The 26,341-nt window shown below is 47.0% G+C and carries 33 protein-coding genes; 7 read left to right on the plus strand and 26 right to left on the minus strand.

Annotation, left to right across the window (positions count from 1 at the left end; translation table 11 throughout):
• Window positions 1–100 precede the first annotated feature (100 nt).
• From V1499_RS14030 to V1499_RS14040, 3 genes are all read right to left on the minus strand, one after another.
• On the minus strand, window positions 101–520 hold the full coding sequence (locus V1499_RS14030) for a hypothetical protein (RefSeq protein WP_409270518.1): 420 nt from the start codon (window positions 518–520) through the stop codon (window positions 101–103).
• Window positions 521–638: 118 nt separating this feature from the next.
• Window positions 639–1,220 carry an SMC-Scp complex subunit ScpB gene (gene scpB, locus V1499_RS14035; RefSeq protein WP_409270519.1) on the minus strand — a complete coding sequence of 194 codons (582 nt, stop codon included), beginning with the start codon at window positions 1,218–1,220 and terminating at the stop codon, window positions 639–641.
• Window positions 1,207–1,980 (minus strand): segregation/condensation protein A, encoded by a 774-nt coding sequence (locus tag V1499_RS14040; protein ID WP_409270520.1) that lies wholly within the window; start codon window positions 1,978–1,980, stop codon window positions 1,207–1,209. The genes scpB and V1499_RS14040 overlap by 14 nt, the downstream gene beginning before the upstream one ends.
• Window positions 1,981–2,198: 218 nt before the next feature.
• Between V1499_RS14040 and V1499_RS14045 the strand changes: the two genes are divergently transcribed.
• Complete coding sequence (locus tag V1499_RS14045; RefSeq protein WP_409270521.1) at window positions 2,199–2,294, plus strand: YjcZ family sporulation protein; 96 nt, start codon at window positions 2,199–2,201, stop codon at window positions 2,292–2,294.
• 107 nt (window positions 2,295–2,401) lie between these two features.
• The gene (locus tag V1499_RS14050; RefSeq protein WP_409270522.1) at window positions 2,402–2,932 is read left to right on the plus strand and encodes a DUF309 domain-containing protein; all 531 of its coding nucleotides are present in this window, start codon (window positions 2,402–2,404) and stop codon (window positions 2,930–2,932) included.
• Here V1499_RS14050 and V1499_RS14055 read toward each other — a convergent pair.
• Window positions 2,929–3,297 (minus strand): GNAT family N-acetyltransferase, encoded by a 369-nt coding sequence (locus tag V1499_RS14055; RefSeq protein ID WP_409270523.1) that lies wholly within the window; start codon window positions 3,295–3,297, stop codon window positions 2,929–2,931. The genes V1499_RS14050 and V1499_RS14055 overlap by 4 nt on opposite strands.
• 433 nt (window positions 3,298–3,730) lie before the next feature.
• On the opposite strand from V1499_RS14055, the gene V1499_RS14060 reads away from it, so the two are divergent.
• Window positions 3,731–4,594, plus strand: a complete 864-nt coding sequence (locus V1499_RS14060; protein ID WP_409270524.1) for a DUF1002 domain-containing protein — start codon at window positions 3,731–3,733, stop codon at window positions 4,592–4,594.
• A 114-nt stretch (window positions 4,595–4,708) separates the two neighbouring features.
• On the opposite strand, the gene lysA is transcribed toward V1499_RS14060, so the two are convergent.
• From lysA to V1499_RS14145, 17 genes are all read right to left on the minus strand, one after another.
• Window positions 4,709–6,043, minus strand: coding sequence for a diaminopimelate decarboxylase (lysA, locus tag V1499_RS14065; protein ID WP_409270525.1), 1,335 nt, complete (start codon window positions 6,041–6,043; stop codon window positions 4,709–4,711).
• Between the two features lie 163 nt (window positions 6,044–6,206).
• Window positions 6,207–7,685, minus strand: a complete 1,479-nt coding sequence (locus tag V1499_RS14070) for a spore germination protein (RefSeq protein ID WP_409270526.1) — start codon at window positions 7,683–7,685, stop codon at window positions 6,207–6,209.
• Window positions 7,669–8,241 (minus strand): stage V sporulation protein AE, encoded by a 573-nt coding sequence (locus tag V1499_RS14075; RefSeq protein WP_409270527.1) that lies wholly within the window; start codon window positions 8,239–8,241, stop codon window positions 7,669–7,671. The genes V1499_RS14070 and V1499_RS14075 overlap by 17 nt, the downstream gene beginning before the upstream one ends.
• 27 nt (window positions 8,242–8,268) lie before the next feature.
• Window positions 8,269–8,694 carry a stage V sporulation protein AB gene (locus tag V1499_RS14080; protein WP_409270528.1) on the minus strand — a complete coding sequence of 142 codons (426 nt, stop codon included), beginning with the start codon at window positions 8,692–8,694 and terminating at the stop codon, window positions 8,269–8,271.
• A complete protein-coding gene (locus tag V1499_RS14085; RefSeq protein ID WP_409270529.1) occupies window positions 8,681–9,313 on the minus strand; it encodes a stage V sporulation protein AA in 633 nt (210 codons plus the stop codon). Before V1499_RS14085 ends, V1499_RS14080 begins: the two co-directional genes overlap by 14 nt.
• A 120-nt stretch (window positions 9,314–9,433) precedes the next feature.
• Window positions 9,434–10,192 (minus strand): RNA polymerase sporulation sigma factor SigF, encoded by a 759-nt coding sequence (sigF, locus tag V1499_RS14090; RefSeq protein WP_409270530.1) that lies wholly within the window; start codon window positions 10,190–10,192, stop codon window positions 9,434–9,436.
• An 11-nt stretch (window positions 10,193–10,203) separates the two neighbouring features.
• Window positions 10,204–10,644, minus strand: coding sequence for an anti-sigma F factor (spoIIAB, locus tag V1499_RS14095; RefSeq protein ID WP_409270531.1), 441 nt, complete (start codon window positions 10,642–10,644; stop codon window positions 10,204–10,206).
• Window positions 10,644–10,994 carry an anti-sigma F factor antagonist gene (gene spoIIAA, locus V1499_RS14100; protein ID WP_409270532.1) on the minus strand — a complete coding sequence of 117 codons (351 nt, stop codon included), beginning with the start codon at window positions 10,992–10,994 and terminating at the stop codon, window positions 10,644–10,646. The genes spoIIAB and spoIIAA overlap by 1 nt, the downstream gene beginning before the upstream one ends.
• Before the next feature lie 190 nt (window positions 10,995–11,184).
• On the minus strand, window positions 11,185–12,354 hold the full coding sequence (locus V1499_RS14105; RefSeq protein ID WP_409270533.1) for a D-alanyl-D-alanine carboxypeptidase family protein: 1,170 nt from the start codon (window positions 12,352–12,354) through the stop codon (window positions 11,185–11,187).
• Window positions 12,355–12,541: 187 nt separating this feature from the next.
• On the minus strand, window positions 12,542–13,846 hold the full coding sequence (locus V1499_RS14110) for a pyrimidine-nucleoside phosphorylase (RefSeq protein ID WP_409270534.1): 1,305 nt from the start codon (window positions 13,844–13,846) through the stop codon (window positions 12,542–12,544).
• 98 nt (window positions 13,847–13,944) lie between these two features.
• Window positions 13,945–15,132, minus strand: a complete 1,188-nt coding sequence (gene deoB / locus V1499_RS14115; RefSeq protein WP_409270535.1) for a phosphopentomutase — start codon at window positions 15,130–15,132, stop codon at window positions 13,945–13,947.
• 205 nt (window positions 15,133–15,337) lie between these two features.
• The gene (gene xerD, locus V1499_RS14120; protein WP_409276305.1) at window positions 15,338–16,231 is read right to left on the minus strand and encodes a site-specific tyrosine recombinase XerD; all 894 of its coding nucleotides are present in this window, start codon (window positions 16,229–16,231) and stop codon (window positions 15,338–15,340) included.
• A gap of 9 nt (window positions 16,232–16,240) precedes the next feature.
• The gene (locus tag V1499_RS14125) at window positions 16,241–16,468 is read right to left on the minus strand and encodes a YqzK family protein (RefSeq protein WP_409270536.1); all 228 of its coding nucleotides are present in this window, start codon (window positions 16,466–16,468) and stop codon (window positions 16,241–16,243) included.
• 610 nt (window positions 16,469–17,078) lie between these two features.
• Window positions 17,079–17,537: a Fur family transcriptional regulator gene (locus V1499_RS14130; protein ID WP_409270537.1), complete on the minus strand. Its 459-nt coding sequence runs from the start codon at window positions 17,535–17,537 to the stop codon at window positions 17,079–17,081.
• 118 nt (window positions 17,538–17,655) lie between these two features.
• A complete protein-coding gene (gene spoIIM, locus V1499_RS14135) occupies window positions 17,656–18,291 on the minus strand; it encodes a stage II sporulation protein M (protein ID WP_409270538.1) in 636 nt (211 codons plus the stop codon).
• Between the two features lie 85 nt (window positions 18,292–18,376).
• Complete coding sequence (locus V1499_RS14140; RefSeq protein WP_409270539.1) at window positions 18,377–19,540, minus strand: endonuclease Q family protein; 1,164 nt, start codon at window positions 19,538–19,540, stop codon at window positions 18,377–18,379.
• A complete protein-coding gene (locus V1499_RS14145) occupies window positions 19,540–20,091 on the minus strand; it encodes an NUDIX hydrolase (RefSeq protein WP_409270540.1) in 552 nt (183 codons plus the stop codon). Before V1499_RS14145 ends, V1499_RS14140 begins: the two co-directional genes overlap by 1 nt.
• A 73-nt stretch (window positions 20,092–20,164) precedes the next feature.
• Here V1499_RS14145 and mciZ point away from each other — a divergent pair, with 73 nt between their 5' ends.
• Window positions 20,165–20,314, plus strand: a complete 150-nt coding sequence (mciZ, locus tag V1499_RS14150) for a Z-ring formation inhibitor MciZ (RefSeq protein WP_409270541.1) — start codon at window positions 20,165–20,167, stop codon at window positions 20,312–20,314.
• Window positions 20,315–20,482: 168 nt separating this feature from the next.
• Window positions 20,483–21,391, plus strand: a complete 909-nt coding sequence (locus tag V1499_RS14155; protein WP_409270542.1) for an aldo/keto reductase — start codon at window positions 20,483–20,485, stop codon at window positions 21,389–21,391.
• Between the two features lie 162 nt (window positions 21,392–21,553).
• Here the strand turns inward: V1499_RS14155 and V1499_RS14160 are convergent, their stop codons facing one another.
• The 5 genes from V1499_RS14160 to V1499_RS14180 form a co-directional block, all read right to left on the minus strand.
• A complete protein-coding gene (locus tag V1499_RS14160) occupies window positions 21,554–22,087 on the minus strand; it encodes a GrpB family protein (protein WP_409270543.1) in 534 nt (177 codons plus the stop codon).
• Window positions 22,087–22,338, minus strand: a complete 252-nt coding sequence (locus tag V1499_RS14165) for a YqkE family protein (RefSeq protein WP_409270544.1) — start codon at window positions 22,336–22,338, stop codon at window positions 22,087–22,089. The genes V1499_RS14160 and V1499_RS14165 overlap by 1 nt, the downstream gene beginning before the upstream one ends.
• A 91-nt stretch (window positions 22,339–22,429) precedes the next feature.
• On the minus strand, window positions 22,430–23,098 hold the full coding sequence (locus V1499_RS14170) for a CoA transferase subunit B (protein WP_409270545.1): 669 nt from the start codon (window positions 23,096–23,098) through the stop codon (window positions 22,430–22,432).
• A gap of 18 nt (window positions 23,099–23,116) precedes the next feature.
• Window positions 23,117–23,806, minus strand: a complete 690-nt coding sequence (locus V1499_RS14175; RefSeq protein WP_409270546.1) for a CoA transferase subunit A — start codon at window positions 23,804–23,806, stop codon at window positions 23,117–23,119.
• 27 nt (window positions 23,807–23,833) lie between these two features.
• Window positions 23,834–25,021 carry an acetyl-CoA C-acetyltransferase gene (locus tag V1499_RS14180; protein ID WP_409270547.1) on the minus strand — a complete coding sequence of 396 codons (1,188 nt, stop codon included), beginning with the start codon at window positions 25,019–25,021 and terminating at the stop codon, window positions 23,834–23,836.
• A gap of 141 nt (window positions 25,022–25,162) precedes the next feature.
• On the opposite strand from V1499_RS14180, the gene V1499_RS14185 reads away from it, so the two are divergent.
• Both V1499_RS14185 and V1499_RS14190 read left to right on the plus strand, forming a co-directional pair.
• A complete protein-coding gene (locus V1499_RS14185; RefSeq protein WP_409270548.1) occupies window positions 25,163–26,071 on the plus strand; it encodes a hydroxymethylglutaryl-CoA lyase in 909 nt (302 codons plus the stop codon).
• Between the two features lie 54 nt (window positions 26,072–26,125).
• Window positions 26,126–26,257: a hypothetical protein gene (locus tag V1499_RS14190; RefSeq protein WP_409270549.1), complete on the plus strand. Its 132-nt coding sequence runs from the start codon at window positions 26,126–26,128 to the stop codon at window positions 26,255–26,257.
• Window positions 26,258–26,341 lie beyond the last annotated feature (84 nt).

Here is a 26,341-nt window from a genome sequence, read left to right on the forward strand (position 1 = left end):
CTAGCATGTCTCCCGCGACAACAAAAAAACAGGGTTACCCCTGTTTTGTGTCTTAAAAGTTTCATATTTTTAAAATGCCCCCCAAAATGGCCGGCCTCCTTTAATTATGCTGGAGCACGAATTCTAGCGGGGAATTAAGGTCAAAATTGCCCTTCGATTCGATTGATTCAAAAACTCCCGGTAGCTTTGAGTAGTCGATGCCCTTGAAATAGGAAGCGAACTCTTTTTGGGTATGAAGGTATAACCTTTTGCGATTGCGCAGGCCTGGATTTTTGATCATACAGACAAGTGCCACCAAATCCTTGAAGAAAATATCTTTGCCGCCCGCCTTGAATAGGGGGTCGTGTTCGAACGGGACGAACTCGGCAAATCGTTCATCAAAATAACGAAGGTACAAAACATGAAGCGTTTTTTCTTTGCCTTCATCGATATATGTAAGTTCGCTTCTGTTAAAAAAGTCCTCGGATGTATTCGATTTTTCCTTTTCTAGTTCATATCCAATGCTTTTTTTAATAATCATGCGGCTTCCCTCTCCTTATTATCGAGCATATTTCCATTTTAGCATAATAATGGGTCTAAGGGTTTCGACCTAGGCACCTTTTCAAAAGGTGAGTGAAACATTCGTACTTTTCCTTGCTTTACTCTTGGTCCTGGAACCTTCCAAAAAACAGGTCGGCTTCTTCCTGGATGAATTCGTCCTCGTTTTTATCAGGAAGCGGCGGCAATTCATCGAGGTTTTTCAAGCCAAAGTAATCCAGAAACTCCTTCGTTGTTCCATACAGGTAGGGGCGCCCGGAACCCTCAGCCCGGCCAGCTTCCTTGATAAGAGCTTTCGACATCAGTGTCTGGAGCGGCCTTTCTGTTTTCACCCCACGTATTTCTTCTATTTCCGCCCTGGTGATCGGCTGTTTATAGGCGATGATGGCAAGAGTCTCCAACGCGGCCTGGGAAAGGCTTGCGGATCCGGGTACGTCCACCAGCTTTTTCAGGTAAGGCGCATTTTCTTTTTTTGTGCCAAGCTGCACTGTACCAGCCAATAGAATGATGATTAAGCCGCGCTCGGAATCGTTTTCGAGGTTCTCCTTCAGTTCATCGACTATTTGTGCGGCCCTGCCCTCGTCCACCTCAAGGACTTCGGCAATCTGCCTGATGGAAAGCCCTTCATCCCCCGCGGCGAATAATAGGCTCTCCAGTATGCTATGGTAATTAATAATATCCAACTGCCGCTGCTCCTTTCCGTGCTGGAATGATTTGAATTCCACCGAAGTTTTCAGCCTGTTCGGCGATGATTTCGTTCCGTTTCATAAGTTCTAGCACCGCAAGGAATGTCACCACGATATACTCCTTTTCCGGTGAAGGGAACAAATCATAGAAATCGATTGCTCCGGCCTTGCCACTTAACAAGGCAAGGATGTCATCCATCCTTTTTTCAATCGAAATTTCCTGCCGGGCGATTTTTGTTGCTAGCGGTTTTTGCAGGCGTTTTCTACGCATTAGCTTCTGAAAGGCAGCGAGCATGTCATAAAGGGAAACGGAGGGAGCAAGCGCACGCTGAGTGATTGCCTCCTTTTGGAACTCGGAAAGGTCGCTCGGCGCTTTCGTGTAAATCAGGCTCCGTTCTTCCTCGAACCCTTTTAAGTCCAGTGCTGCTTCCTTGAACTTTTTATATTCAATCAGCCTTTCGACGAGTTCGTTTCGCGGATCCTCCTCAAAACCGTTCTCAAGCCCCTCATCAAACAGCTCCTCTTCCTGTTTCGGAAGCAGCATCTTGCTTTTAATTGCCAATAGCGTCGCGGCCATAACAAGGTATTCGCTTGCGAGGTCCAGCTTTAGTTCTTTCATCGTGTGGATGTAAAGCAGGTATTGTTCTGTAATTTGTGCGACCGGGATGTCGTATATATCAATCTCAAGCGTGTTGATTAAATGGAGCAGCAAATCGAGCGGCCCCTCGAATGTATCGAGCTTCACATTATAATGCATATAATTTTTCACCAAAGTTCTGCAGTATATTTAATCTAAACTATTACTAGTATAGTAGATTGAAATGTGTTATTCCAACAAGAATTTAGCGGAATAACCCGAAGAGGAAGATTTTGGCGAATCAGGAAAGTCAATAAACGGGTAATGTGCCCATACACAATTATCCTCTCCTACATAGCATGTATGGATAAGATACGAAACCAATAGGAGGTTATAGTATGGGAGATGGAGTACGCTGTGGTTTTGGAGCAGGTTTTGCTTTAATTGTTGTCCTTTTCATCCTGCTGATCATCGTTGGTGCCTCCTGGTACTAGACAATGGCCAAATCTTTCGCTAAAGAGCCCGCAATTGCCTTGCGGGCTCTTTGCCGTCCCTTTGTGATAAACTGTGGGTAGACCAACCAAACTTCGGGAGGAATGGCATGTATCCGGAAGCATTTATCAACTATTTGTCGCATTTCCATGGCGACCGTGATTACTTTGAATGTCATGAAATATTAGAGGAATATTGGAAAGAGGAAGATAAAGGGAACAAGGATTCCGTTTGGGTCGGCTTTATCCAGCTCGCGGTGGGCTGTTACCATTATCGAAGGAGAAATACGGCGGGTGCGATGAGGACACTTCAAAAAGCAAAAGTCATTTTAAGCGGCAAGGAACCGGCACTTGCTTCACTTGGCATCGATGGCAAAAAATTAATTTTGCGATTAGATGAGCTGATTGTGAGGGTAAAGGATGGAAAAGAGTACAAAGAGTTCATTATTCCAATCAGTGACGCTAAGCTGGAGGAGTTGTGCATCGAGGCTTGCCGCTTAATGGGGGCTGAATGGTGCAAGGAAGGCGGTTTGCCTCCGAAGATCATTATTGACCGCCACAAGGTCCGCGACCGGTCCACAGTCATCCTGGAAAGGGAAAAGGCGCTTGAGCGGAAAAAACAAAACGCAGGAAGTGATTAACCTTCACTTCCCGCGCCTTCATTTTGTGAACACTTCTCCAAAAATGGAGCCGTTATTTCATTCGCCTCGATTGTTTTTTCCGGAAACATTTCCCGGATGCCCTCGATCATAGCACGCCCAATTCCTTGGCCGCGATGGGACGGGTTAACGGAGATATGCTGGATTTCGGCTGTTTCATCACTTGTATGGAGAATACCGATTAAACCGGTGATGTCTTCCTCCTTCCAGAGGAAAAGCTGCCAGCCTTCAGCTGTTTCGTATTGTTTCATTGATTGCTGCAATTTCTTAATATCTTTTTCGCCAGGCATAAAAGATATTAATCCCATTGCTATCTTTTCAAACTGTTTTTTATAGCGTATTAACATTTTGATCCCTCATTATAGTTATAGGCCCATTCCTGTAACCATGTTATTTGGATTGGATGGTTTTTGATTAGTATATGTTCATTGTCCCCCGAAGTTACGCTATCGTTAATCATACAAAATTTCACTGGCCGGGGCAACCGCGGACAAGGAAAGATCGCGGCCAGGCATTATTTTTTCCTACGAAGGGTCATGCAATAAAGACCCAATAAATGATCCCCCAGACCATGGCGAATGCTAAAAGCCCGACCAGGAGCACCAGGTTGTTTTTATTCGGCATTGGTCCCACCTCCATTAAAATGGATGCCAATGCCAACCATTCTACACTATTATATGAATTTTATCCATACCCCTAGACTGCCGGAAGCTGCCGGCTTGGTTAAATACCATTATTACCCTGGTTGATGGATAAAATAATAAACATCTGGAGGACTGTATGAAAAAGTTTATTTGTTTCCTGGCGTCTGTTTGCATTTTTGCAATGCCTTTAACTGTTTCCGCGGATTTGGCGGAAGGAGATATGATTGTGACATTGGGAGAAAACCTGTCTGATGGGCAAAAGGATGCGCTTTTAAAAGAAATGGGCGCTCCCGGGGACGTACAGATAGTTACGGTTTCAAATAAGGAAGAACATCAATATCTGGGAAAATACGTGCCAAAGTCAATGATTGGCACAAGGGCGATTTCCTCTTCGGCCATCACGATGAATAAGAAGGATACAGGTCTTACGGTTAAAACAAAAAATATTACGTGGGTCACGGATGAAATGTACCTGAATGCCCTCATGACAGCTGGGGTAAAGGATGCCAGCATTTATATCACCGCCCCGGTTGCCGTTTCCGGAACAGCGGCCCTTACAGGGATTATAAAGGCCTATGAGATTTCCGCGGATGAAACAATCCCGGAGGATATAAAACAGGCGGCTAATCAGGAAATGGTAGAAACCGCTAAGCTCGGTGATTCTATCGGCAAAGAAAATGCTTCAGCCCTGATCGCGAAAGTTAAGGAAGAAATTTCAAAAGATAAACCAAGAAACGAGGCGGAACTTAAAGCGTTGATTGAACAACAGGCCCAGGAACTTAAAGTGGATTTAACAAATGAAGAGCTTCAGTCATTGACCGCCCTTTTTAAAAAGCTGCAAGATCTGGATATCGACTGGGGCCAGGTCGGGGACCAACTGAACAAAGCGAAGGACCAATTTTCAAAATTCCTTGACTCTGAAGAAGGGAAAGGGATTTTGGCAACCCTGAAGAAGTTTTTTAAAAGCATCGCGGATGCCATCCGCTCCTTTTTTGAATAAATACAAGAATACTATTTAGGTAGAATCAAAGATGTGTTATTTAAATGGATCATAGCCGTTGATTTCCTCTCAACCGGAAAGTTTCCGTTTACCCGCTTATTGAAAAAAACTGCCCTATTTACGGGCAGTTTCTTTATTTACTGAAGATACAAACGGCAGGTCATACTGAAGGAGGTCCTCGTAGGTTTCCCTTTTCACAACGAGTGAGGCTTCCCCATTTTCAACAAACACAACCGCAGGCCGCGGTATTCTGTTATAGTTATTTGCCATTGAATAGCCGTAGGCGCCAGTGCAGAAAACAGCGAGAATTTCCTCCTGCCCGGATTCCGGGAGTGGCAAATCCCAAATAAGCATATCGCCGGACTCGCAGCATTTACCCGCGATCGATACGGTTTCATTCGGCTCTGCCAACGGCCTCGATGCCAGGACAGCCTCATACTTCGCTTGATAGAGGGCCGGCCTAATGTTATCGCTCATCCCTCCGTCGACAGCGAGATATTTCCTGACCCCGGGGACTTCCTTGCTTGAGCCCGTCCTGTACAGTGTGATACCCGCATCCCCCACAAGAGAGCGGCCCGGTTCAATCCAAATTTCCGGCATTTCCATTAAATTGGATGCTGCCAGGCGTTTTACTTCCGAGATGATTTCGCTCACATAAGCCGATGGCGGGAGCGGACTGTCCTCGTCCGTATACCTGATTCCAAAACCGCCTCCAAGATTGAGGACCCTTGTTTTAAAAGAATAGGCGTCTCTCCAAGCGGCAAGTTTTTCAACAATTTTTCTCGCTGCCAGAATAAAACCAGTTGTTTCAAAGATTTGTGACCCAATATGGCAATGGACGCCAAGCAAGTCAAAACAGGAGTCCTCCAAGGCAGCTTTTAAAGCAAGTTCCGCTTCTCCATTGTTCAAGTCGAAACCAAACTTCGAATCCTCCTGGCCTGTAAGGATGTAGTCATGTGTGTGCGCTTCAATCCCCGGGGTAACGCGCAGAAGGATTTTAGCTTTTGCATTCCTTTGTACGCATATATCCTGCAGCATGGAGAGTTCATGGAAATTATCGACAACGATGCAGCCAATTCCAAGGTCAATTGCCATTTCCAATTCTTCCCTGCTTTTGTTATTACCGTGAAAATGAATCTTTTCAATCGGAAATCCGGCTACCTGAGCCGTATACAGTTCTCCACCCGATACAACATCAAGTGAGAGGCCTTCCTCGGCCGCAAGCTGGATCATGGCGATTGTCGAGAATGCCTTGCTTGCATAGGCAACTTGGGCCTTGACACCCTGTTTTTCAAACTCCCGTTTAAATCCTCTGGCCCGTTCCCGGATCAATGCGACATCATATACATAAAGCGGTGTTCCATACTGGTTCGCCAATTCGATGGCGTCGACTCCGCCGATTTCCAGATTCCCCGCCTGGTTTACTCCAATTGTCCCATGAAAATGCATGTATTTCCTCTCCCTGCTAAAATGGCGTCAAATCGTGATTGCAGCGGGCATTCGGGTAAGGAAAAGGACAGGCCGCTGCTAGGACTGTCCACAAACGAATATGCCCGTCCTTTTTTAATTAATTACTTTAGCATATCTGACCCTAAACCGCAATGCATTTCAGTTACCTGGAGGATTGGCGGGAACGATTCCCAGCGTGCATGATTTTCGGGCGGAGGATGGCTCCGGGAACAGCCCTTCGAATCAATATTTGGATGGAGGCTTTCGGATCAAACGGGAGAAACGGCCATAAATAAGGAATTCCAAATGATTTTATACGGACTAAAAACAGCAGGTAGACGGTAGTCGCGATAATAAATCCAGGCGTATGGAAAAATGCTACGACGATGAGCAGCATGAACCTGCCAATTTTATTGGCGACGCTTAACTCATAGCTCGGAGTTGAGAATGTGCCTATCCCCGAGACTGCTACATAAAGGATTACCTCTGGTACAAAAAGTCCGACATCAACCGCAATTTGCCCGATTAGTACAGCCGCAATCAAACCCATCGCTGTGGATAACGGAGTAGGGGTATGGATGGCGGCTATACGGAGAAATTCGATACCAAGGTCCGCAAGAAGCAACTGGATGATGATTGGGATGCTGCTTGTATCGTTTGGTCCGATATACGATAATTTTTCGGGAAGCAAACCCGGTTCGACGATAAATAAATACCACAATGGGAGAAGCAAGATGGAAGATAGGATACCTAAAAACCTTGTCCAACGTACAAAGGTCCCTACCGCTGGGGATTGCCTGTATTCCTCGGCATGTTGAACATGGTGGAAATAGGTTGCCGGTGCAATGATAACACTTGGTGAAGTATCCACATAAATTAGCACATGGCCCTCAAGCAAATGGACAGAAGCGACATCCGCCCTTTCTGTGTATCTGACCAATGGATACGGATTAAACCCCTGATTTACGATAAATTCTTCAACCGTCTTATCTGCCATTGGAAGGCCATCCACTACGATAGCTTGCAGCTCTTTCCTTACTTTCTCAACTAAACTAGGACTGGCCACATTTTCAATATAGCCGATCGCAATATCCGTTTTTGACCTTAATCCTACGTGAATCATTTCAAACCGGAGCCTCTCATCTCGAATTCGCCTTCTCGTAAGCGCTGTGTTCAGAATGATGTTTTCTACAAATCCGTCCCTTGATCCCCTGACAACTTTCTCAGTATCGGGCTCCTGCGGCTGCCTGCCAGGGTAACCTCTCGTATCGACAGACAGGCCCACTCCTTCGCCTTCCATTACGAACACAATCAGGCCAGATAGGACCGCTGTTACAAAATCCTCAATAGAATAAACCCTTGTAACTGATTGATGAACGATATTTTGTTCGAGATATTGGACAATTCCCGTCACCATTTTTTTACTATTATTAAGTTCATCCAAGGATTCAATTATCTCGATAATAAATGAAGTATCACAAAGGCCGTTCACGTAGTAAAAATGGACGTCCTTCCTTAGCACCTTCAGTTTCCGGACCCCCAGATCGAAGCTTTTGCCCAGGCCGGCGTGCTCCTTCATATAGGTTTCGATTTCCGTAAGGGATTTAGGAAGCAGCTTTTTCTCCTCATTCTTGCTGATCATAGTAACCGCTCCTTTCGAGAATAATCTCAACCGCTTTTTTCGTAATTGGGGCACCCAAAGTGTAGTGGTCCCTGCGCGCCATTTTCCCGATATCTCCAATCCCCACAATGACCGGCACATACAGGCTGTCAAGGCAATAGACAGTGTCCCCATAAATTCTTCCGGTTTCCATTTCCTGAACACCGAACTTATCCACACCATTTGCCGTTAATTCCCCATACCGGTCTATACAGACGTCGACCCTTGTCCATTCCGCCTGGTGTGTGTTTGAAGCAACTGCCACAATGCCCAGCACCTCGATATCGGGATGGGAGGCAACATATTTCAAAGCTGCTTCGCCAGGCCCCTCCCCTATTAGTCCGCTATCATCAAACATGACAAGAACCGGGTCGTTTTCAGCTTTTTTGATGAGCCCGACAATATCTGGCCCGCCAAGTAAAGAAGGGTTTCCCGAAGATAGGGATATGCAGCGGCCGCCAATTTCAGCCGCTACATGTTCGACAGCCTTCCTCGCATACTCATCGCCATCGGTAACCAAAATTACCTTCCTGGGCATTCGGCAACGCCCCTCCTTTCTTGCAGTTTAGCGTTTTATGAAATAAAGCCATTGAAAGAGCGAACCAAAGATTTTTCCAAAAACAACAGCCATAAGCAATGTAATGATTTTCCCATCAATATTCAGCCTCTTTGCAAGGATGGGAATGACATTTAGAACTTCTGCAAGTGCCCCGGCTATCATGCCGACAAATAGTCCTCCGGCAAGGCCCATCGGAATAAGAAATAATTGGGATATTCCCAGCACCGGGTCCCTGAGGCCACCATAAATTCCCGCCATAGTACCGATAATAACAGCCGCCTCATACCAGACAGCCTTATTTGCAGTCTTGGATATTTGCGCCAGGCGGGGGATGATGCCAAGTACAGTCAAAAAAGCAACAAAGCCGGAACCCACTGCTAGCCCGCCGCTCACGGCAATAAATACCGTTAAAATGACCTCAATTGTCGTCAAGGCGCTTCATGCTCTCCCGATTTTCGTGAATCATAACGTAGTTATCCAAGGACTGCTGGTAATTGAACATTTCAACTTCCAGTGGACTGGGTTCCTCATTTATCCGTTTTTTGAAGATATGGTTGAAAAACAGGACCATCCCCATTCCAAGCCCAAAGGAATATGGGATTTGAAACAACAGTGGCGCTTCAGTAACTTCTCCGGTAATAATGGTGTATAACTTCGCATGGACGTCCTTCATGCTTACATCATCATGGAAGTTCATTATCGCCATCGCCGAACCGAAAAAGAGCAAGAGCCATATCAGGATGAAAAAAGGCAATGAGAGCATACGCCTTTTTTCAATATTCACTTCGACTAGAGTCTGCGCCGGCCCAATAGCCTGGATGTCGCAGCCGGGAAACAAACCCGTTATTTTCCTTATTACTTTCATAGCATCAATGACGACATAATTGCTGTCTCTCTTCGTGATTTGGTGAATCGACAATTCTTTAATCGCCCGCTCCATGCCTTCGGGGGCGAGAACCTGGGCGATATCGCCAATCATGATTACCTGGTCCTGATTGGCAATTATTCTGTTTCTCATGCGGATATAGACTGTTTTTTCCAAAACACTCACTTCCAGACATAGTTTTCCTTGTATTGCTAGTATGGTTGAAACCGCCTGCCTTAATGAAAGGCAATAATTGCCTCATAATGGAGGTGAAAGTTCTCTGCAAAATAGAAAAGCCATATGGATTTAAATATCCATATGGCTTTTCATCTGTTGCAATATTTTCTTTTCAAGGCGGGACACTTGAACCTGGGAAATTCCAAGGCGCTGGGCTACCTCTGATTGTGTCTGGTCCTTGTAATAACGCAAATAAACAATCAGTTTTTCCCTTTCATCAAGTTCCCGAATCGCTTCCTTCAAGGCTATCTTATCAAACCATTTTCCGTCATTTCCGTCATCGATCTGATCCAGGAGCGTAATTGGATCGCCATCGTTTTCATAAACCGTTTCATGAATCGAAGCCGGAGCGCGGGAAGCTTCCTGGGCAAGGATGATTTCCTCCGGCAAAAGCCCAAGATGGGCAGATAATTCATTGACAGTTGGAACCCGGCCAAGGGACTTGGATAATTCATCCTTGGCCCTGCGGATTTTATTTCCGGTCTCTTTCAGCGAACGGCTTACTTTTACTGTTCCATCATCCCTGATGAACCTTTGGATTTCGCCAATAATCATCGGCACCGCATACGTCGAGAATTTAACGTCATATGACAAATCGAATTTATCGACCGATTTTAACAGGCCAATGCAGCCAATTTGGAAAAGATCGTCAGGGTCATATCCCCGGTTTAAAAAACGCTGGACAACCGACCAGACAAGCCTCATGTTCTTTTCGACGATAATATCGCGGGCTTGTTCATCGCCCTCGTGGCTTCTTTTAATTAACTCCTTAACCTCATGATCTTTGAGAAACGGCTGGTTGCTATCTTTTTTGACCTCTACGTCCATAGGCGGTCTCCTTAATTGCAAAGCATCTTGCTTCGGGATAAATTCTTCCGTAACCTGATTTCCGTGCCTTTTCCACGCTCGGATTGGATCTCAACCTCATCCATGAAGTTTTCCATTATCGTGAACCCCATGCCTGAGCGTTCCAGCTCCGGCTTTGTTGTAAACAGCGGCTGGCGCGCCTCTTCGATATCCGCTATCCCATTCCCTTTATCTTTAATGGTGATTTCAACTGATTCAGCTTCAATCGCCACATCGATATAGACGATTCCATTCGGATCATTGTCGTAACCATGGATGATCGCATTCGTGACCGCTTCGGAAACGACCGTTTTAATTTCAGTCAGTTGATCCATGGTCGGATCGAGCTGGGCGGTAAACGCTGCTACCGTCACCCTGGCAAAAGACTCATTTTGGCTAAGCGCGCTGAATTGAAGGCTCATTTCGTTTCGCATTACGCAACCCCCAATCGCTGGAGCGCATATGCTTCCGTCGGTTCCATCCTGATAATTTTAAATAAGCCCGACATGTCAAGCAATCTTTCAACCGCTGGGGAGACAGAGCATACGACCAATTCCCCGTGGAGCTGCTTCAGCTGTTTATATCGTCCCAGGATGACGCCAAGGCCGGAACTATCCATGAATGTCAGCCCTTCAAGGTTCATGACAATATGGCGGATCCCTTGTGATTCAATGGCCTCCGTTGCCCGGGATCGCAGCCCGTCAGCGGTATGGTGGTCAAGTTCACCGCTTAACCGGATGCATAATACTTCGCTCATTACTTCCATTTCGATGTTAAGACTCACTGTATTCGGCCTCCTAATTTGTTTCTCCGGCAATTGTCCGCGTATCCGGCCCAATTAAGCCCGCCATAGCTAGACGGGGCGCCTTACAGTGAGTTCAATTCGATATCCGCAATGGCAAATCCTTCTACAAAGACAAAACTAGTGGCAATTCGCTAAAGGTAGTTGAAAAGTTTCGCGATTCGACAGAGCTTCATTTCCCTGCTTTCGTGAACATGCCCATTGACCTCTTGTACAATGTCCACCAGCCCGCTTCACCGACATTCCTGCTTGCGACCAAGTCCTGTTCCTGAAGCAGACGGCCATCTTTCATCAGCCTGATTGTCCCGACTTTATCTCCTTTTTCGATAGGGGCTTTCAGATTTTTGCTGATTTTGATGACCCTCTTGATGTCGTCAACTTTTTCTCCTTTTTTTGTCAGGATGGAAATAGGCTCGCTTGTGACTGCTTCGATTCTTTTGAAGTTGCCCTTGCTCACGGCCGCTTCTCCAACTGCGATATTCCTTTGGTAGAGAGGATGGGTTTCATAATGGCCGAAAGCATAATCAAGCATTTTTGACACTTGTGCGTTCCTTGCTTTAGAAGTTGGAGCTCCGAAAACGACGGCTATCACCCTCATTCCGTTCTTTTGGGCGGTAGCTGTTAGGCAGTATTTCGCTTCAGCCGTGAAACCAGTTTTCAGCCCATCCACGCCTGGATAAAAACGGACAAGCTTATTGGTGTTGACAAGCCAGAATTTTTTGTCTGTATTTTCCCGAAGATATGATTCATACATGCCCGTATACTTCGTAATATCCTCGTATTTTAATAGTTCCTTCGCCATGATTGCCATATCGGCCGCTGTACTGACGTGGCCCTCTTCAGGAAGTCCGGTCGTATTTTTAAATACGGTATTTTTAAGGCCAAGCTCCTTGCCTTTTTTGTTCATTCTATCGACAAATGCTTCCTCAGAACCCGCAATCCTTTCGGCCATGGCGACAGAGGCATCATTGCCGGATCCGATCGCAATTCCTTTAAGCAATTCCCGGGTTGTCATTTCTTCCCCTGCTTCGAGGAAAATCTGGGAACCACCCATTGAAGCGGCATACTCACTTGCCCGGACCTTTTCGTTTATGCTAAGTTTCCCCTCATCCAGCGCTTCCATAATCAGAAGCATAGTCATAACTTTTGTCATGCTGGCCGGCGGAAGAGGTTCATGGCTGTTTTTTTCATACAGGACAGTCCCTGTGTCCCTTTCGATTAGAATGGCCGATTTTACCTCCCGGGCAAGATCGGCGGTATTTGCTTCCTTTGCGGATGCCTCCGGCGAAACCAGTGTTATGGCTAACAGTCCAGCAAGTATCAGTGAACTTAATCGTTTCATTTGCATAACCCTCCATTCTTTATAGCCTCCATCTTTTCCATAAATGGTTTTTTTATACAAAATCAGAAGAACAAAATGCGCAAGCGCCTGGTTATTTCGAGTTATCCACAACGTTACATTTTAAAATTTCCTGACAAAAAAAAAAGAGGCGCCTTCGGTTTTATCCAAAGCGCCTCTACAACGATTTCTATTCGGTTATTTCCTCATAAATCAAGGTCGGCTTTTCTACCTCAGCGCCCGAAAGCTTGATGCTGCTGTAGAGCTTTTCCTTCACTTGTTCAATATTTTCGGAGTTGCTGTGGATGGCTGCCAGTGATTCTCCTTTATTGACCTTATCGCCGATCTTTTTCTTCAACACGATTCCTACAGCCAAATCGATTTCGGATTCCTTCGTCGCGCGGCCCGCCCCAAGCAGCATTGCGGCAGTCCCTACTTCATCGGCAACGATTTCCGAAACGAAACCATCTTCTTTCGCCTCAAGTTCAAAAATAAAGCTTGCCTGTGGAAGGCGGGCAGGATCATCGACCACGGAAGCATCTCCTCCCTGGGCGCTTAGGAATTCTTTCATTTTCTCGAGCGCGCTCCCATCTTGAATTGCTTTTTCAAGCAACCCGCGGGCTTCCGAAAGGGATTCGGCTTTCCCTGCAAGGTAAACCATATGGCTTCCAAGCGTCAAGCTCAATTCCGTCAAATCCGCCGGGCCTTCGCCTTTTAATGTATCAATTGCTTCCTTGACTTCAAGTGCATTCCCAATCGCATAGCCAAGCGGCTGGCTCATATCGGAAATGACGGCCATCGTTTTCCTGCCGACATTATTTCCGATTCGGACCATTGCCTTTGCAAGTTCCCTTGAGTCTTCAAGCGTTTTCATAAAAGCACCAGCGCCTGTTTTTACATCAAGGACAATGGCATCGGCGCCTGCAGCAATTTTTTTGCTCATAACCGAGCTGGCGATAAGAGGGATGCTATTGACAGTAGCGGTTACATCCCGGAGCGCGTACAACTTTTTGTCAGCAGGAGTCAAATTCCCACTTTGGCCGATTACGGCTAATTTATTTTTGTTTACAAGGTTGATAAATTCAGAATTCTCAATTTCGACGTGGAAACCAGCGACCGCTTCAAGTTTATCAACCGTTCCGCCAGTATGGCCAAGGCCGCGCCCGGACATTTTTGCGACAGGGACGCCAACCGCGGCAACAAGGGGGCCGAGAACAAGCGTCGTTGTATCGCCAACACCACCGGTTGAATGCTTATCGACTTTAACCCCTTCAATTTCAGACAAGTCGATTTGATCTCCGGACTCTACCATTGCCATCGTCAAATCGGCTCTTTCCTTTTCCGTCATCCCTTTGTAATAGATCGCCATTGTAAGCGCACTCATTTGATAGTCCGGTATAGAGCCATTTGTATAGCCCTCAATAATATAGTTGATTTCTTCCGCAGACAATTCCAGTCCGTCACGCTTTTTTTCGATTAAATCTACCATTCTCATTGATATCACCCACTAGTTAGTTATTTAGCCAAGCTTTCCATTATATTAGAGGGAAGCTTTCTGCCAGAAAGCTTTCCCTATATTTTTTTGCATAGAGGTTACTTCAACTCGCCAAGGAAGCTTTCGCCATGTTCAGGCATCGCTACACCAAAATTTTCCGCAACCGTGGCACCAATATCAGCAAACGTCTTCCTGACTGGCAATTCCTTCCCCTCATCCAACTTTTTCGAAAAAACAAGGAGCGGCACATATTCCCGAGTATGGTCTGTTCCCGGGTGGACCGGATCGTTGCCATGATCCGCGGTGATAATCAGCAAATCGTCTTCATTCAGTTTTTCAAACACTTTTGGCAGTCGGGAATCATATTCCTCAAGCGCTTTTCCATAGCCTTCCGGGTCACGGCGGTGGCCATAGAGCGCGTCAAAATCGACGAGGTTCAAAAAGCTTAGGCCAGTAAAGTCCATTTCCAGTGTGTCGACAAGCTTATCCATTCCATCCATATTCGAAACGGTGCGAAGGGATTTTGTTACGCCCTCCCCATCATATATATCGGAAATTTTCCCGATAGCCAGGACGTCAAAGCCCGAATCCTTCAGCTCGTTCATGACTGTCCGCCCAAATGGCTTCAATGCATAATCATGCCGGTTCGCGGTCCTCTTAAAATTGCCTGGTTCGCCAATGAACGGGCGCGCGATGATGCGTCCGACCATGTATGGATCATCAAGAGTAAGTTCCCTGGCGATTTCACAAATTTTGTACAGTTCATCAATAGGAACAATCTCTTCATGCGCCGCAATTTGCAAGACTGAGTCGGCAGAAGTGTATACGATTAGCGCGCCAGTTTCCATATGTTCCTTCCCGAGTTCATCAAGAATCGCTGTTCCGCTCGCGGGCTTGTTTCCGATTATTTTCCTTCCGGTCCTCGCTTCAAGCTCAGAAAGCAATTCATCAGGGAATCCTTCCGGGAACACACGGAACGGAGTCTGGATGTTGAGGCCCATGATTTCCCAATGGCCAGTCATCGTGTCCTTTCCATTCGACGCTTCCCGCATTTTTGTAAAATAGGCAAGTGGCTTTTGCTGTTTCTCAATTCCTTTAATTTCACGGATATTGCTGAGGCCAAGCTTCCCCATATTAGGCATATTCAGGCCATTCATTGCTTCGGCTATGTGTCCTAAAGTATCCGACCCTTTATCGCCGAATTTTTCAGCATCGGGTGCCTCGCCGATTCCGACTGAATCCATTACAATCAGAAAAATCCTTTTAAATTTAGGTTTCTTACTCATTTTCAAATTTCCTCCTTTTTCATGGAGACAACGACAGGGGTAGTTTACCCTATCAATAAATCGTTTAACCATAGTACAAACGTCAGAAGTCTGACATCTATATTTTACTAAATGGCTATGAAATTACAAGAAAAAGAATCAAACTATTTATGACAGAAATAGCAAGAACCGGACAAAATTTGACCGGCTCCACTCTCTTACTCTATTAAGCTCTTGGATGGAATTTGCTATATACATCCCTTAACCTAACTTTGGTTACATGGGTATAAATTTGGGTCGTCGAAATATCCGAATGGCCCAACATTTCCTGGACCGCCCTTAAGTCCGCCCCATTTTCGAGAAGATGGGTGGCAAACGAATGGCGGAGTGTATGCGGGGTAAGGTCTTTTTCTATCCCCGCATCAAAAGAAAGCTTTTTAAGGATTTTCCAAAATCCCTGGCGCGTTAGCCTCTTTCCCTGGTGATTAAGAAAAAGGGCATCTTCCCTCGACTTCTGCCGCAAAAATTTAGGCCGTCCGGTTTCCAAATAACGTTCAAGCGCTCCTGTCGCGGTGCGGCCGATGGGAATGATCCGCTCCTTATTTCCTTTTCCAATGCAGCGAACGAACCCCATGTTCAAGTGAAGGTCGTCCAAGTCAAGTCCAATCAGCTCGCTAACCCTTATTCCTGTCGCGTATAGGAGTTCAAGCATCGCTTTGTCCCTGAGCCCAAAATGGCCCGTTCCTTTCGGCGCTTCAAGAAGGGTTTCAACTTCCTCCATGCTGAGTACCTTTGGAAGGTTTCTTTCAAGCTTCGGGGTTTCGATATGGACGGTCGGGTCATGGCTCGCGGCCTTGTCCCTCAGCAAAAACTGATGGAAGGAACGAATCGACGCGACATGCCTGGCGATTGTTTTCGCCGACTTCCCCTCGTTTTTCAGTTCTCCAATAAACTGTAGAATATGGGTCCGCTGGATATCATCAATCGCCTTTATAGCCTGTACATCTTTCAAATGGCGCAAATAGGTTTTAAGGTCCCGCTCATAAGATATCATTGTGTTTTCCGAGAGGCCTTTTTCAACCAATAGAAAATGGATAAAATCTTTCAAATGATCTTCCAACATGCTTCATTACTCCCCGCTCTTATAGAACAATAACAACCGGTCGAACCATTCAGGGTTGCCTGTATCCAATGAGTTGGACACTTTGACCGCCGCCCCCTTCGGTTTATCGTACCGGTGGTAATTCTGGTATTCCTCATGTATCCACATCATACCATAATAAAAGAGGAACGTGCAGGCGATGAATAGGATCAGGACTTTCAGGGCATTGTACATGGCCCGGCAAAATACGATCATGGCGGTTCCCCCCGTAACTTCAGGTTTTTAGTACAGGGTATGCCCAAAACGGCCAATATTATACCTGAAAAACCTTACCCAGCAAAACTATACTTTTTTTAAAAAAACTGTGTTAAGAACAGTATTGATTTTTGCCTGCGTCTATTGGAGCGGAGAGGACACGGTGCCCGTAGGTCAAAGCAGCTGCTGGACTTTTTTTTGAATAAGTTTCCTGAAAAGCATCAAGCAGAGTTAATACGAGCTGAGCAACAACGAGAACTTCACTAGTTATTTGTAAAATTCACCAGTGAGCGTCTGACCCCTACTACTTTTTTGAAAGTTTTATAGCAATTATTCACTAGTCCCCGTCTGCCACCTCGGCAGAAAATTCACTAGTTATTCTCAAATTTAACTAGTGAGCGTCTGACACCTACTATTTTTTCGAAAATTATCTGGCAATTATTCACTAGTCACTGTCTACTACAGCGTCCCGCGGGGTAGGCGCTTTCGCCAAAATCCTTTTTCCAAAAATAAACATTGTATTCTATTATAGCCAAACAAAAAACCCTTCATTGGAGAAGGGTAGATTTTATGAATTCTTCATTTTTAACGGCATTCCTAGGAACCACTTTTATTCGTCTGCTGGTTCTTCTTTGTCCTGGCAGCGGTGGCAAATTCCATGGAACGTAAGCCTATGGTCTTTTATTTTAAAATTCCAGCGCCTTTCAACAATTTCCTCAACGTCCTCAAGAAGGTCTTCCTGTATTTCATCAACCGCCCCGCATTCAATGCAGACAAGATGGTGATGGAAATGGGCAGCTCCTTCCTGGCGCAGGTCATATCTGGAGACGCCGTCTCCAAAGTTAATTTTATCGACGATTTTCAATTCTGTCAGCAATTCCAAAGTCCGGTAAACAGTTGCCAATCCAATTTCCGGAGATTTTTCCTTTACAAGAAGATAGACATCTTCCGCACTCAAATGGTCTTCCTCATGTTCCAATAAAACCCGAACGGTAGCTTCTCGTTGAGGAGTAAGCTTGTAGCTTGATGAATGCAGCTGTTTTTTAATTCTTTCGATTCTTGTTTCCATCCGTTCGTCCTCCCTCGCAACTGTCCTTTCCCATTATATCAGATAGGGCACGAGAAGAAAACTAAAATAATTATAAATAACAAATTGTAATGATTATTAGGTGGGATTGATTATCAGTTCATTTGCCGGCAACGGCTTTCATAAATCCAGGCGACAAGTATGCTTCAATGCCCGAAGCCAAGGCCAAAAGTACAATCGCCCCGGCTAGTAGAAGAAAGTACCGCCCAAAAATAGGAAGGATTGGCTGGCTGAACTTTTTTGTAAATTGCCTGCCAACCATCTTTAGTGAAAATACAATCGACACCGCCGCCATCACGATAAAGACCGGAATGATGATCACATTTTGCGGAAGTATGGATACAAAGGCGAAGACGAACCCTTTCCAGCCCATTTGGCTGACAAGGAAGCCAACCGTGAATCCGACAACCATTCCTTTTATAAAAAGAAGGATGAGGATGACCGGCAATCCGATGATTGAGATACCGAGCACCCACATCAGTGCGATAAATTTGCTGTTGTGAAGGAGACTCTGCACGAATAGCTCTCCGGAAGCCGCTGTTTCACCATTGGCAATCTGGCTGAAAAACTGCGATAAATAATAGAACAGATCTTCTTTTTGCTCGAAGCTCATGCTGTTCACGATGACGGCCCCGAAGATGACCCCCATCATAAAAAGAATGGATACAAACAGGAATACTGAGGAGTGCTCGCCCAAATATGCTGCTTCGACGAAATGGTTCATACGTTTTTTCATGGCATTTCCCCCTGAAGGACGGTTTTATACCATTGTATGCCTGTCCATTTTCGATATGACATGAATAGAGATGGGCAAACTGTCTTCAGTACTCCACTTTCCCGTATTTTCCTCCCCCACCCGCTTTTAGTGAAAGCTTCCCTTCCCGCGCAAGGATAATTAGCTTCACTAGTTTTTCAGGGATGATTTTTTCCATCGCCTCCTGTGGAACTTCATGGAGGATTGCCATTTCGGTGCCGAAATGCCATAACAGTTTTTGGAGCAGCTTCGGGCCAAGGCCAGGAATGAACTCAAGGGGGACTTGATGGACATAAGGCGGCCTGCCTTCCGGGCCATCCTGAGCAGTCGAGAGCTCCGAAATCCGGTCGGCCACCCCCTTGACCGTTTTCCGCGAACCGCAATCCCCGCATGGCACCCCTTCAGTCACTAAAGGTGCAAGGCACTCGGCACAGACGGTTCCGTGGTATTTTCCAAGGAGGGGGTCAAGCCCGTAATTAGCCAAAATCCTTCGTCCGCCTTCTCCCCTCAACGCCATTGAAAACTCCATAAATGACGGCTGATTCATTTTAATCACTTGATATTCACGCGCAATTTTTGCGAGGGAATGAGCATCTGAGTTCGTTAAAAAAGGGTAACGATGCAGTTCCGCAAGACCGTCCGCCATTGTTGTGTCCGAGCTAAGCCCCAGTTCAATACCGTCGATCAGTTCAGGATTAAATACCTCAGCCAGCGATTGATTAACCCCTTTCCCGTAGAGGCTTTTGAAGGGAGTGAATACATGGGCCGGTATGAACAGTCCACCGAGCTGTTTCACTTTTTCCTGGAGGCCGCGCCCCGATGTATAAATTCGCTGGGAGCTCAAGTTGACGTTTTTCATCCTTTCCGACAGCCAGGCGGAGAATTCCTTCATCGATGCCAGGCTTGGCATAAAACAAAGAACATGGATTGGGCCCTTGCATTGTTCATCGTAAATTTCCAGTTCCGCCCCAGGGATGACCGCCATTCCTCCATACAAGAGGCCCCCTCCGGCCTGTTCGGCCATTTCCCCGGATTCGATCAGGCTTTCCATCTCCAAAATAACCTCAGGCGAGTGGCAGTCGATAATGCCAATCATATCAAGCCCTTTTTCATTTCGGGCATGGCTGATGATAGTTGAAAAAGTCAGTGATTTTGCTCCCGTTATCTTTACAGGCCTGCCGGTTCTTGTCCGGCCGATATGGATATGAAAATCCGCGAAGTAACGGCCCATTATTTCTTGAATGCCTCCTGCAGTTGAAGGTATTGGATGGCGTAGGCAGTCTTTGCGTCATAAATTTTCTTTTCTTTTACATAAGCGAGCGCTTCATCGAGGGTAAGTTCTTCTACGTTCACAAATTCATCTTCGTCAAGTTCCGCTGCCCCCTCCTTTTTCGACAGGCCTTTCGCGATGTAAAGATGGACGATTTCGTCAGCGAAGCCCGGCGAAGTATAGAAGGAAGTAAGCCATTCCATTTCCCTGCATTCATATCCTGTTTCCTCTTCAAGCTCACGGCGAGCGCATTCGGATGGGTCTTCGCCTTTCTCAAGCTTCCCGGCAGGTATTTCCACCATCGCCCTCTCCATCGCTTTTCGGTACTGCTCAACAAGGACAATCTTTTTTTCATCCGTCACGGCAATGACCGCAACCGCGCCTGGGTGCTTGACGATTTCCCGCTTGGACGTTTTCCCGTTCGGAAGCTCAACTTCTTCGACTCTTAAAGAAATAATCTTTCCGCTGAAAATTTCCTTGCTTCCGATTGTCTTTTCCTCAAGTCTGTCCATCTGTTCCACTCCTGTTCTAATCCAATTTTAGTGTTCATACATTTTATCATACTTTAATTGGGGGAGTTCACTCATGAAGGCTTACATACATGATAAAGGGTTTGTCCTGTCTGGAAAGGCGGAGGAAATCCGCTACATTCTTAGGGAGTGCGGCACGTTGTACATGACTGTGGCGGAGTTGGTTAAATCGGAAGCTGAAAAGCATAAAGCGCCACGCCGCTGATTAAGACGCTTTAGGGTTTTTTGAAGTTAATACGAGACCTCTCTCAGGACCGTTTTGAAAGGTATCTTCCTTCGAAACGGCCTTGACGGCGCTGCCCGGTCAGGTAAACAAACAGTTTGCCGCCCGTCCCGCACTTTGGTTAGAATAGGACCCAAGGAGTGGATGGTAGTGAAGAAAAAAAAGCTTGGCAATTCGGATTTAAATGTGAGTGTCCTCGGGCTTGGCTGCATGTCGCTTGGCACCGATTTGGACAAGGCACGTTCAATTATCGATGCGGCATTGGACGAAGGCATTAATTACTTTGACACCGCGGACCTGTATGACTTTGGAGAAAACGAAAAGATCGTCGGTGAATGCCTGAAAGGGCGCCGCGACAAAGTGATTATCGCGACAAAAGCGGGCAATCGCTGGAACGAAGATAAATCCGGGTGGAACTGGGACCCGTCCAAAAAACATATTAAAGAAGCTGTCAAAGGAAGCCTAAAGCGGCTGGGGACCGATTATATTGATTTGTACCAGCTCCACGGTGGAACGATTGACGATCCAATCGATGAAACAATTGAAGCTTTCGAGGAATTAAAAGCGGAAGGCCTGATCCGTTATTACGGCATCTCCTCCATTCGGCCAAATGTGGTTAGGGAGTATGCCGAAAAGTCGGGAATTGTCTCTGTCATGGTCCAATACAGCATGCTCGACAGGCGCCCGGAAGAAGAAATCCTGCCTGTCCTTGCAAGGAAAGGAATCAGCGCAGTCACAAGAGGGCCGGTCGCAAAGGGGATATTATCCGAAAGAATGCTCGAAAAGGCTTCAGGGAAAGGCTATCTTGATTATAGCCATGATGAGCTAGAAAGGCTTTTGCCTTTGTTAAAAGAAAAACTTGCTTCCCGTCCGCTTGAGGAGGCGGCATTGCACTATAATTTGGCGCACCCGGCAGTTGCCGCAGTCGTCGCCGGTGCAAGCAGCGTCGAACAGGTCAGGAAAAACGCCAGCGCCGTCCGCGGAGAATCGCTCTCAAGTGCAGAAATCAGCCTGATTAGGGAACTGACAAAAGCGAATGTGTATGCTGAGCATAGGTAATATGGGGAGGCCTTCCTTAAAAGGGAGGCCTCTTCCTATGGGTAGATTCCATGTCATGCAAGACAGCGCCATAGTTTGTAGTTACAGAGTAGCTACATTGAACAGTGAAATTGCCTGTTTTGTTACAAGGAAATGGTGGCCAGGACAATTAAAAGCCGGCATCTATTCCCGGATGCCGGCCCAAACCAATGCTTCCCTTTCGATTTCAAGCACTGTCTTTTCTTTATAAGCGATGTAAGAACTAATGTCACTTGGGAACAGCCCGGCTCCGGTTTCCTTCACATTCCCATAATGTGCCGCCCGTACAGGATGTACCCGTAAGTAGTCACGGAAAGCGAGGTGCCTCTTAATTTGCGGGCTGTTCTTTTCAAAGGCGTGGAGGTGGACACGCCTGTCCCCGTTCGAATCGTACTTAATGAAATACCGGCGGCCGGGGACGCCGTTTTCTCCTCGAGATTCATAGCCGGCCAAACGCAACGCATCCACGGCCTTGTCAAAAAGGCCAAGTGCATCCGCCTCCGCCAGAATATCAATGATTGGCTTTGCGCTCAAGCCGGGTACAGAGGTGCTTCCGATATGATGAAAAACCACATGATCCGGCTCCATTGCTTCTATTAAAATAGCTTCTTCCGTTGTAAAACTTTCCGGCCAGCCTTCCTGGTACGGTACAACTTCAACTTTACGGGGCGGCTTCATTATTTGAATTCCTTCCAGTTCATTCCGCTCTCATTTAAAAGCTCCTCGAAGCTTTTATTTTTCTCCTTCAGCCTGCGCTCCTCGCGCTTGCGTCTTTCTTCTTCCTCCGCCTTGCGCGCCTCTTCCGCTTTCAGTTCCTGCTGGCGGTTTTTCAACTGGTTTATCAAATCCTTGTTGAGCATATCCCCGAGGGTAAGCGGTTTGTCTTCTTTTTTCGGCTGCGCCTTTTGCGGCTGTCTTTTCTTTGCCATTGGTCATCTCTCCTCTAAGCAGATACACCCATTATACAACATTTTTTCACGCAAAAAGGCGGAAGCGCGCCTTGGCCTCCGCCTTTCATGATCAATATGCGTTAAGTGCGACATCGCCGCTTGTATCGAGGCTTGCTTCCGTGGAATTGACCACATCATCAATGCTGTAGCCCTCGGCCACTTCAACGAGCTTCAGGCCTGAATCGGTCACGTCCATGACAGCTCGTTCCGTAATGATTCTAGTAACGACTCCTTTGCCAGTCAGCGGGAGAGTACATTCCTTCAGAACTTTGGATTCGCCTTTTTTATTCGTGTGTTCCATGATAACGATGATTTTCCTTGCTCCGTGGACCAAGTCCATCGCGCCGCCCATTCCCTTGATCATTTTACCGGGAATCATCCAGTTGGCAAGGTCTCCATTCTCGGAAACCTCCATTCCGCCCAGGATGGCGATATCGACATGGCCACCTCGGATCATTGCGAATGACTCGGCGCTGTCAAAATAAGCCGCACCCGGAATTGCTGTTACCGTTTCCTTCCCCGCGTTAATCAAGTCGGCGTCCGCTTCCCCTTCAAGTGGATACGGCCCTATCCCCAGCAGTCCGTTTTCCGATTGCAGGACGACCTGCTTATTATCGGATATATAATTTGCCACAAGCGTCGGCATTCCAATTCCAAGATTCACATAATACCCATCCTGAATCTCGCGCTCTGCCCTTATTGCAATCTTTTCACGTACATTTGCTTTATCGTTGGACATACCTGTCTCTCCTTTCCCCTATTTCCTAACTGTCAGGCGCTCAATCCGCTTTTCCTGGTCACCCTGGATAATGGCCTGGACATAAATGCTCGGCGTATGAATGGAATTCGCGTCGAGTTCCCCGATTTCAACAAGGTTTTCCACTTCCGCGATTGTCACCTTTCCAGCCGCGGCAATCATCGGATTGAAGTTCCGCGCTGTTTTCCGGTACACAAGGTTCCCCATCTTATCGCCTTTCCATGCCCGGACAAGGCTGAAGTCGGCTACGAGTGCTTCTTCAAGCAAATACTCCTTGCCATTGAAAACCCGTACTTCCTTTCCATCCGCAATCGGGGTTCCGACCCCCGCAGGCGTATAAAACGCGGGAATCCCGGCTCCCCCTGCTCGGATTTTTTCCGCAAGTGACCCCTGCGGGAGCAATTCCACTTCCAGCTCGCCTGCCAGCACCTGCCGCTCAAATTCCTTGTTTTCACCAACATAGGAACCGACCATTTTTTTGATTTGCCTGTTTTGTAAAAGAAGGCCAAGGCCCCAATCATCAATTCCGCAGTTGTTGGAGATAACCGTTAAATCTTTTACACCCTTGTCTACGAGTGCAAGAATCAGGTTTTCGGGTATCCCGCACAGGCCAAAGCCGCCAACCATCAGCGTGGCTCCGTCATGGATATCCTTAACAGCCTCCTGAAATGAATTACAAATTCTTTTCATAAAAATTCTCCTTTCATCCGGCAAATATTAAACGAGTTCAACAACCGTCGCAACGCCTTGGCCGCCGCCAATGCAAAGCGTCGCCAAGCCTTGTTTCGCGCCCCGGCGTTTCATTTCGTGGATCAGTGTTACGAGAATCCGTGCCCCGCTCGCTCCAATCGGATGGCCGAGCGCAATCGCCCCGCCGTTCACATTGACCTTTGCGGAATCGAATTCCAAATCCCGGCTGACGGCGAGCGACTGGGCCGCGAACGCTTCATTTGCCTCAATCAGGTCGATTTCTTCCATGGAGGTTCCCGCTTTTCTCAGCGCCTTCCTGACCGCCTCGACCGGACCGATTCCCATCACGCTTGGATCGACGCCAGCGCTGCCGTTTCCTTTGATCGCAACGAGAGGCTTCACGCCAAGCTCCTCCGCTTTCGCTTTGCTCATCACGATTACGACCGCGGCTCCGTCATTGATTCCCGAAGCATTTCCGGCTGTTACACTGCCGTCTTTCTTAAACGCTGCCCTGAGTCCAGCCAATTTTTCAGCAGTCGTCCCCTTTTTCGGGTATTCATCCGTATCAAAAATAATCGGTTCACCCTTGCGTTGCGGGATATGTACCGGAACAATTTCATCCTTGAACTTTCCCTCTTCAATCGCGCGCGCCGCTTTTTCCTGGCTCGCCGCGGCGAAGGCATCCTGTTCTTCCCTGGTCAAGCCGTACCGGTCGCACAGGTTTTCGGCTGTGATCCCCATATGGTAATCATTGAATGCGCACCAGAGGCCATCGCTTATCATGCTGTCAACAAGCTTTTGGTCGCCCATTTTGAAGCCGTCCCTGGCATTTTTCAAAATGTATGGCGCCTGGCTCATATTTTCCATTCCGCCTGCCACAACGATTTCAGCATCTCCCGAGAAGATTGCCTGCGCGGCAAGTTGGACCGCCTTTAACCCGGATCCGCATACTTTATTAATCGTCATAGAGGAAGCGCTTTCAGGAATACCCGCCTTAATAGCCGCCTGGCGCGCCGGATTTTGCCCAAGCCCCGCCTGCAGGACATTGCCAAGGATGACTTCATCCACTTGCTCCGGCTTCAGTCCTGCCTGCTCGAGAGCGCCTTTAATGGCAACCGCCCCAAGTTCTGGAGCCGGAATCCCTTTTAAGGTTCCATTAAAGCTTCCAATTGCCGTCCTCGCGGCTGCAACGATAACTACTTCGGTTCGTTCCATTTCAAAACCCCTTCCATTTTGTTATCCTTACATAGTTTCTCGTTCGAGGTGCGAAATTCCTTTAAAATTGTCAAAATTAATCTGCTACTTGCATTTTTAAAAAAATTCCTCTTAAAATGAGTATGAATGGAGGGGAGTTTTATGGCAATTAAATTGCCTAAAAACGTAACAATTATTGAAGTTGGCCCGAGGGACGGGCTGCAGAACGAAAAAGGCTTTGTACCGACGGATGCCAAGGTTCAATTCATCCATGCGCTTCGGGATGCGGGAATTAGGGAAATTGAATTAACCTCGTTCGTTTCACCAAAATGGGTCCCGCAAATGGCGGATGCGGCGGAAATTGTAAACGCTTGCACGAGTGCGCCTGGGCGTTCCATCGTCCTCGCGCCGAACAAAAAAGGAATTGAACGCGTCCAGGAAACAAGCTGCAAAGCGGTAGCAGTCTTTGTCGGCGTCAGCAATACATTCAACAAAAAGAATATCAATAAGACAACGGCCGAAAGCATGGAGGAACTTCGGCCGCTTATCGCAGATTTAAAGGCAAATGGCTATTTTGTAAGGGCGTGCATTTCGACAGCTTGGCATTGCCCATATGAAGGGAAGATCCCGGAAGCCGATACGCTAAGGCTTTGCGCCGATTTTTCGGAGGCGGGCGTTAACGAACTGAGTGTCGCGGATACAATCGGCATGGCTGTGCCAACGGAGGCCTATTCCCTATTTTCAAAACTGAAAGCGGCCCTTCCAGGAATCTTACTTACTGGACACTTCCATGACACCCGGAAGCTTGCTCTTGCCAATATCCTTGCTTCGATGCAGGCCGGGATTGACCGTTTTGATGCTTCAGCAGGCGGTTTCGGCGGCTGTCCTTTCGCACCAGGGGCGACAGGAAACGTTGCCACTGAGGATGTGGTGTACATGCTTGAACGGATGGGCATCAAAACCGGCATTTCGCTTGAGCGCTTAATGGGCGCGGTTGAACTCGTCCGCCCTCACGTAAGCAGGCCCATTGAAAGTACCTATTACAAAATGCATGCATCGGCCGGTGCATAAGCAATCCTTCCCGTGTTCATCTTATTACTAATGAGATGAAGGGAGTTAGGAACGATGAGCCAAAAGCGCGACAAAAGATACAGCCAGAAAGGCCAGCCATCCGCGAAGGATGGAAGGCAAATGATTGCCCGCGAGGACTTGGAAAAAGAAATCCATCCAACCAACAGGCAAAATTCAAGACAATAGGCGGAAAGCCGTTCCGAGCGGGCGGCTTTTTTTCTATGCACCGGTGTTTTAAATATGTGCGGGTGGTAAAATAATGAAGGAAAG

Source organism: Neobacillus oceani, from assembly GCF_046237595.1.
In the GTDB taxonomy this organism is placed as follows: domain Bacteria; phylum Bacillota; class Bacilli; order Bacillales; family Cytobacillaceae; genus Bacillus_D; species Bacillus_D oceani.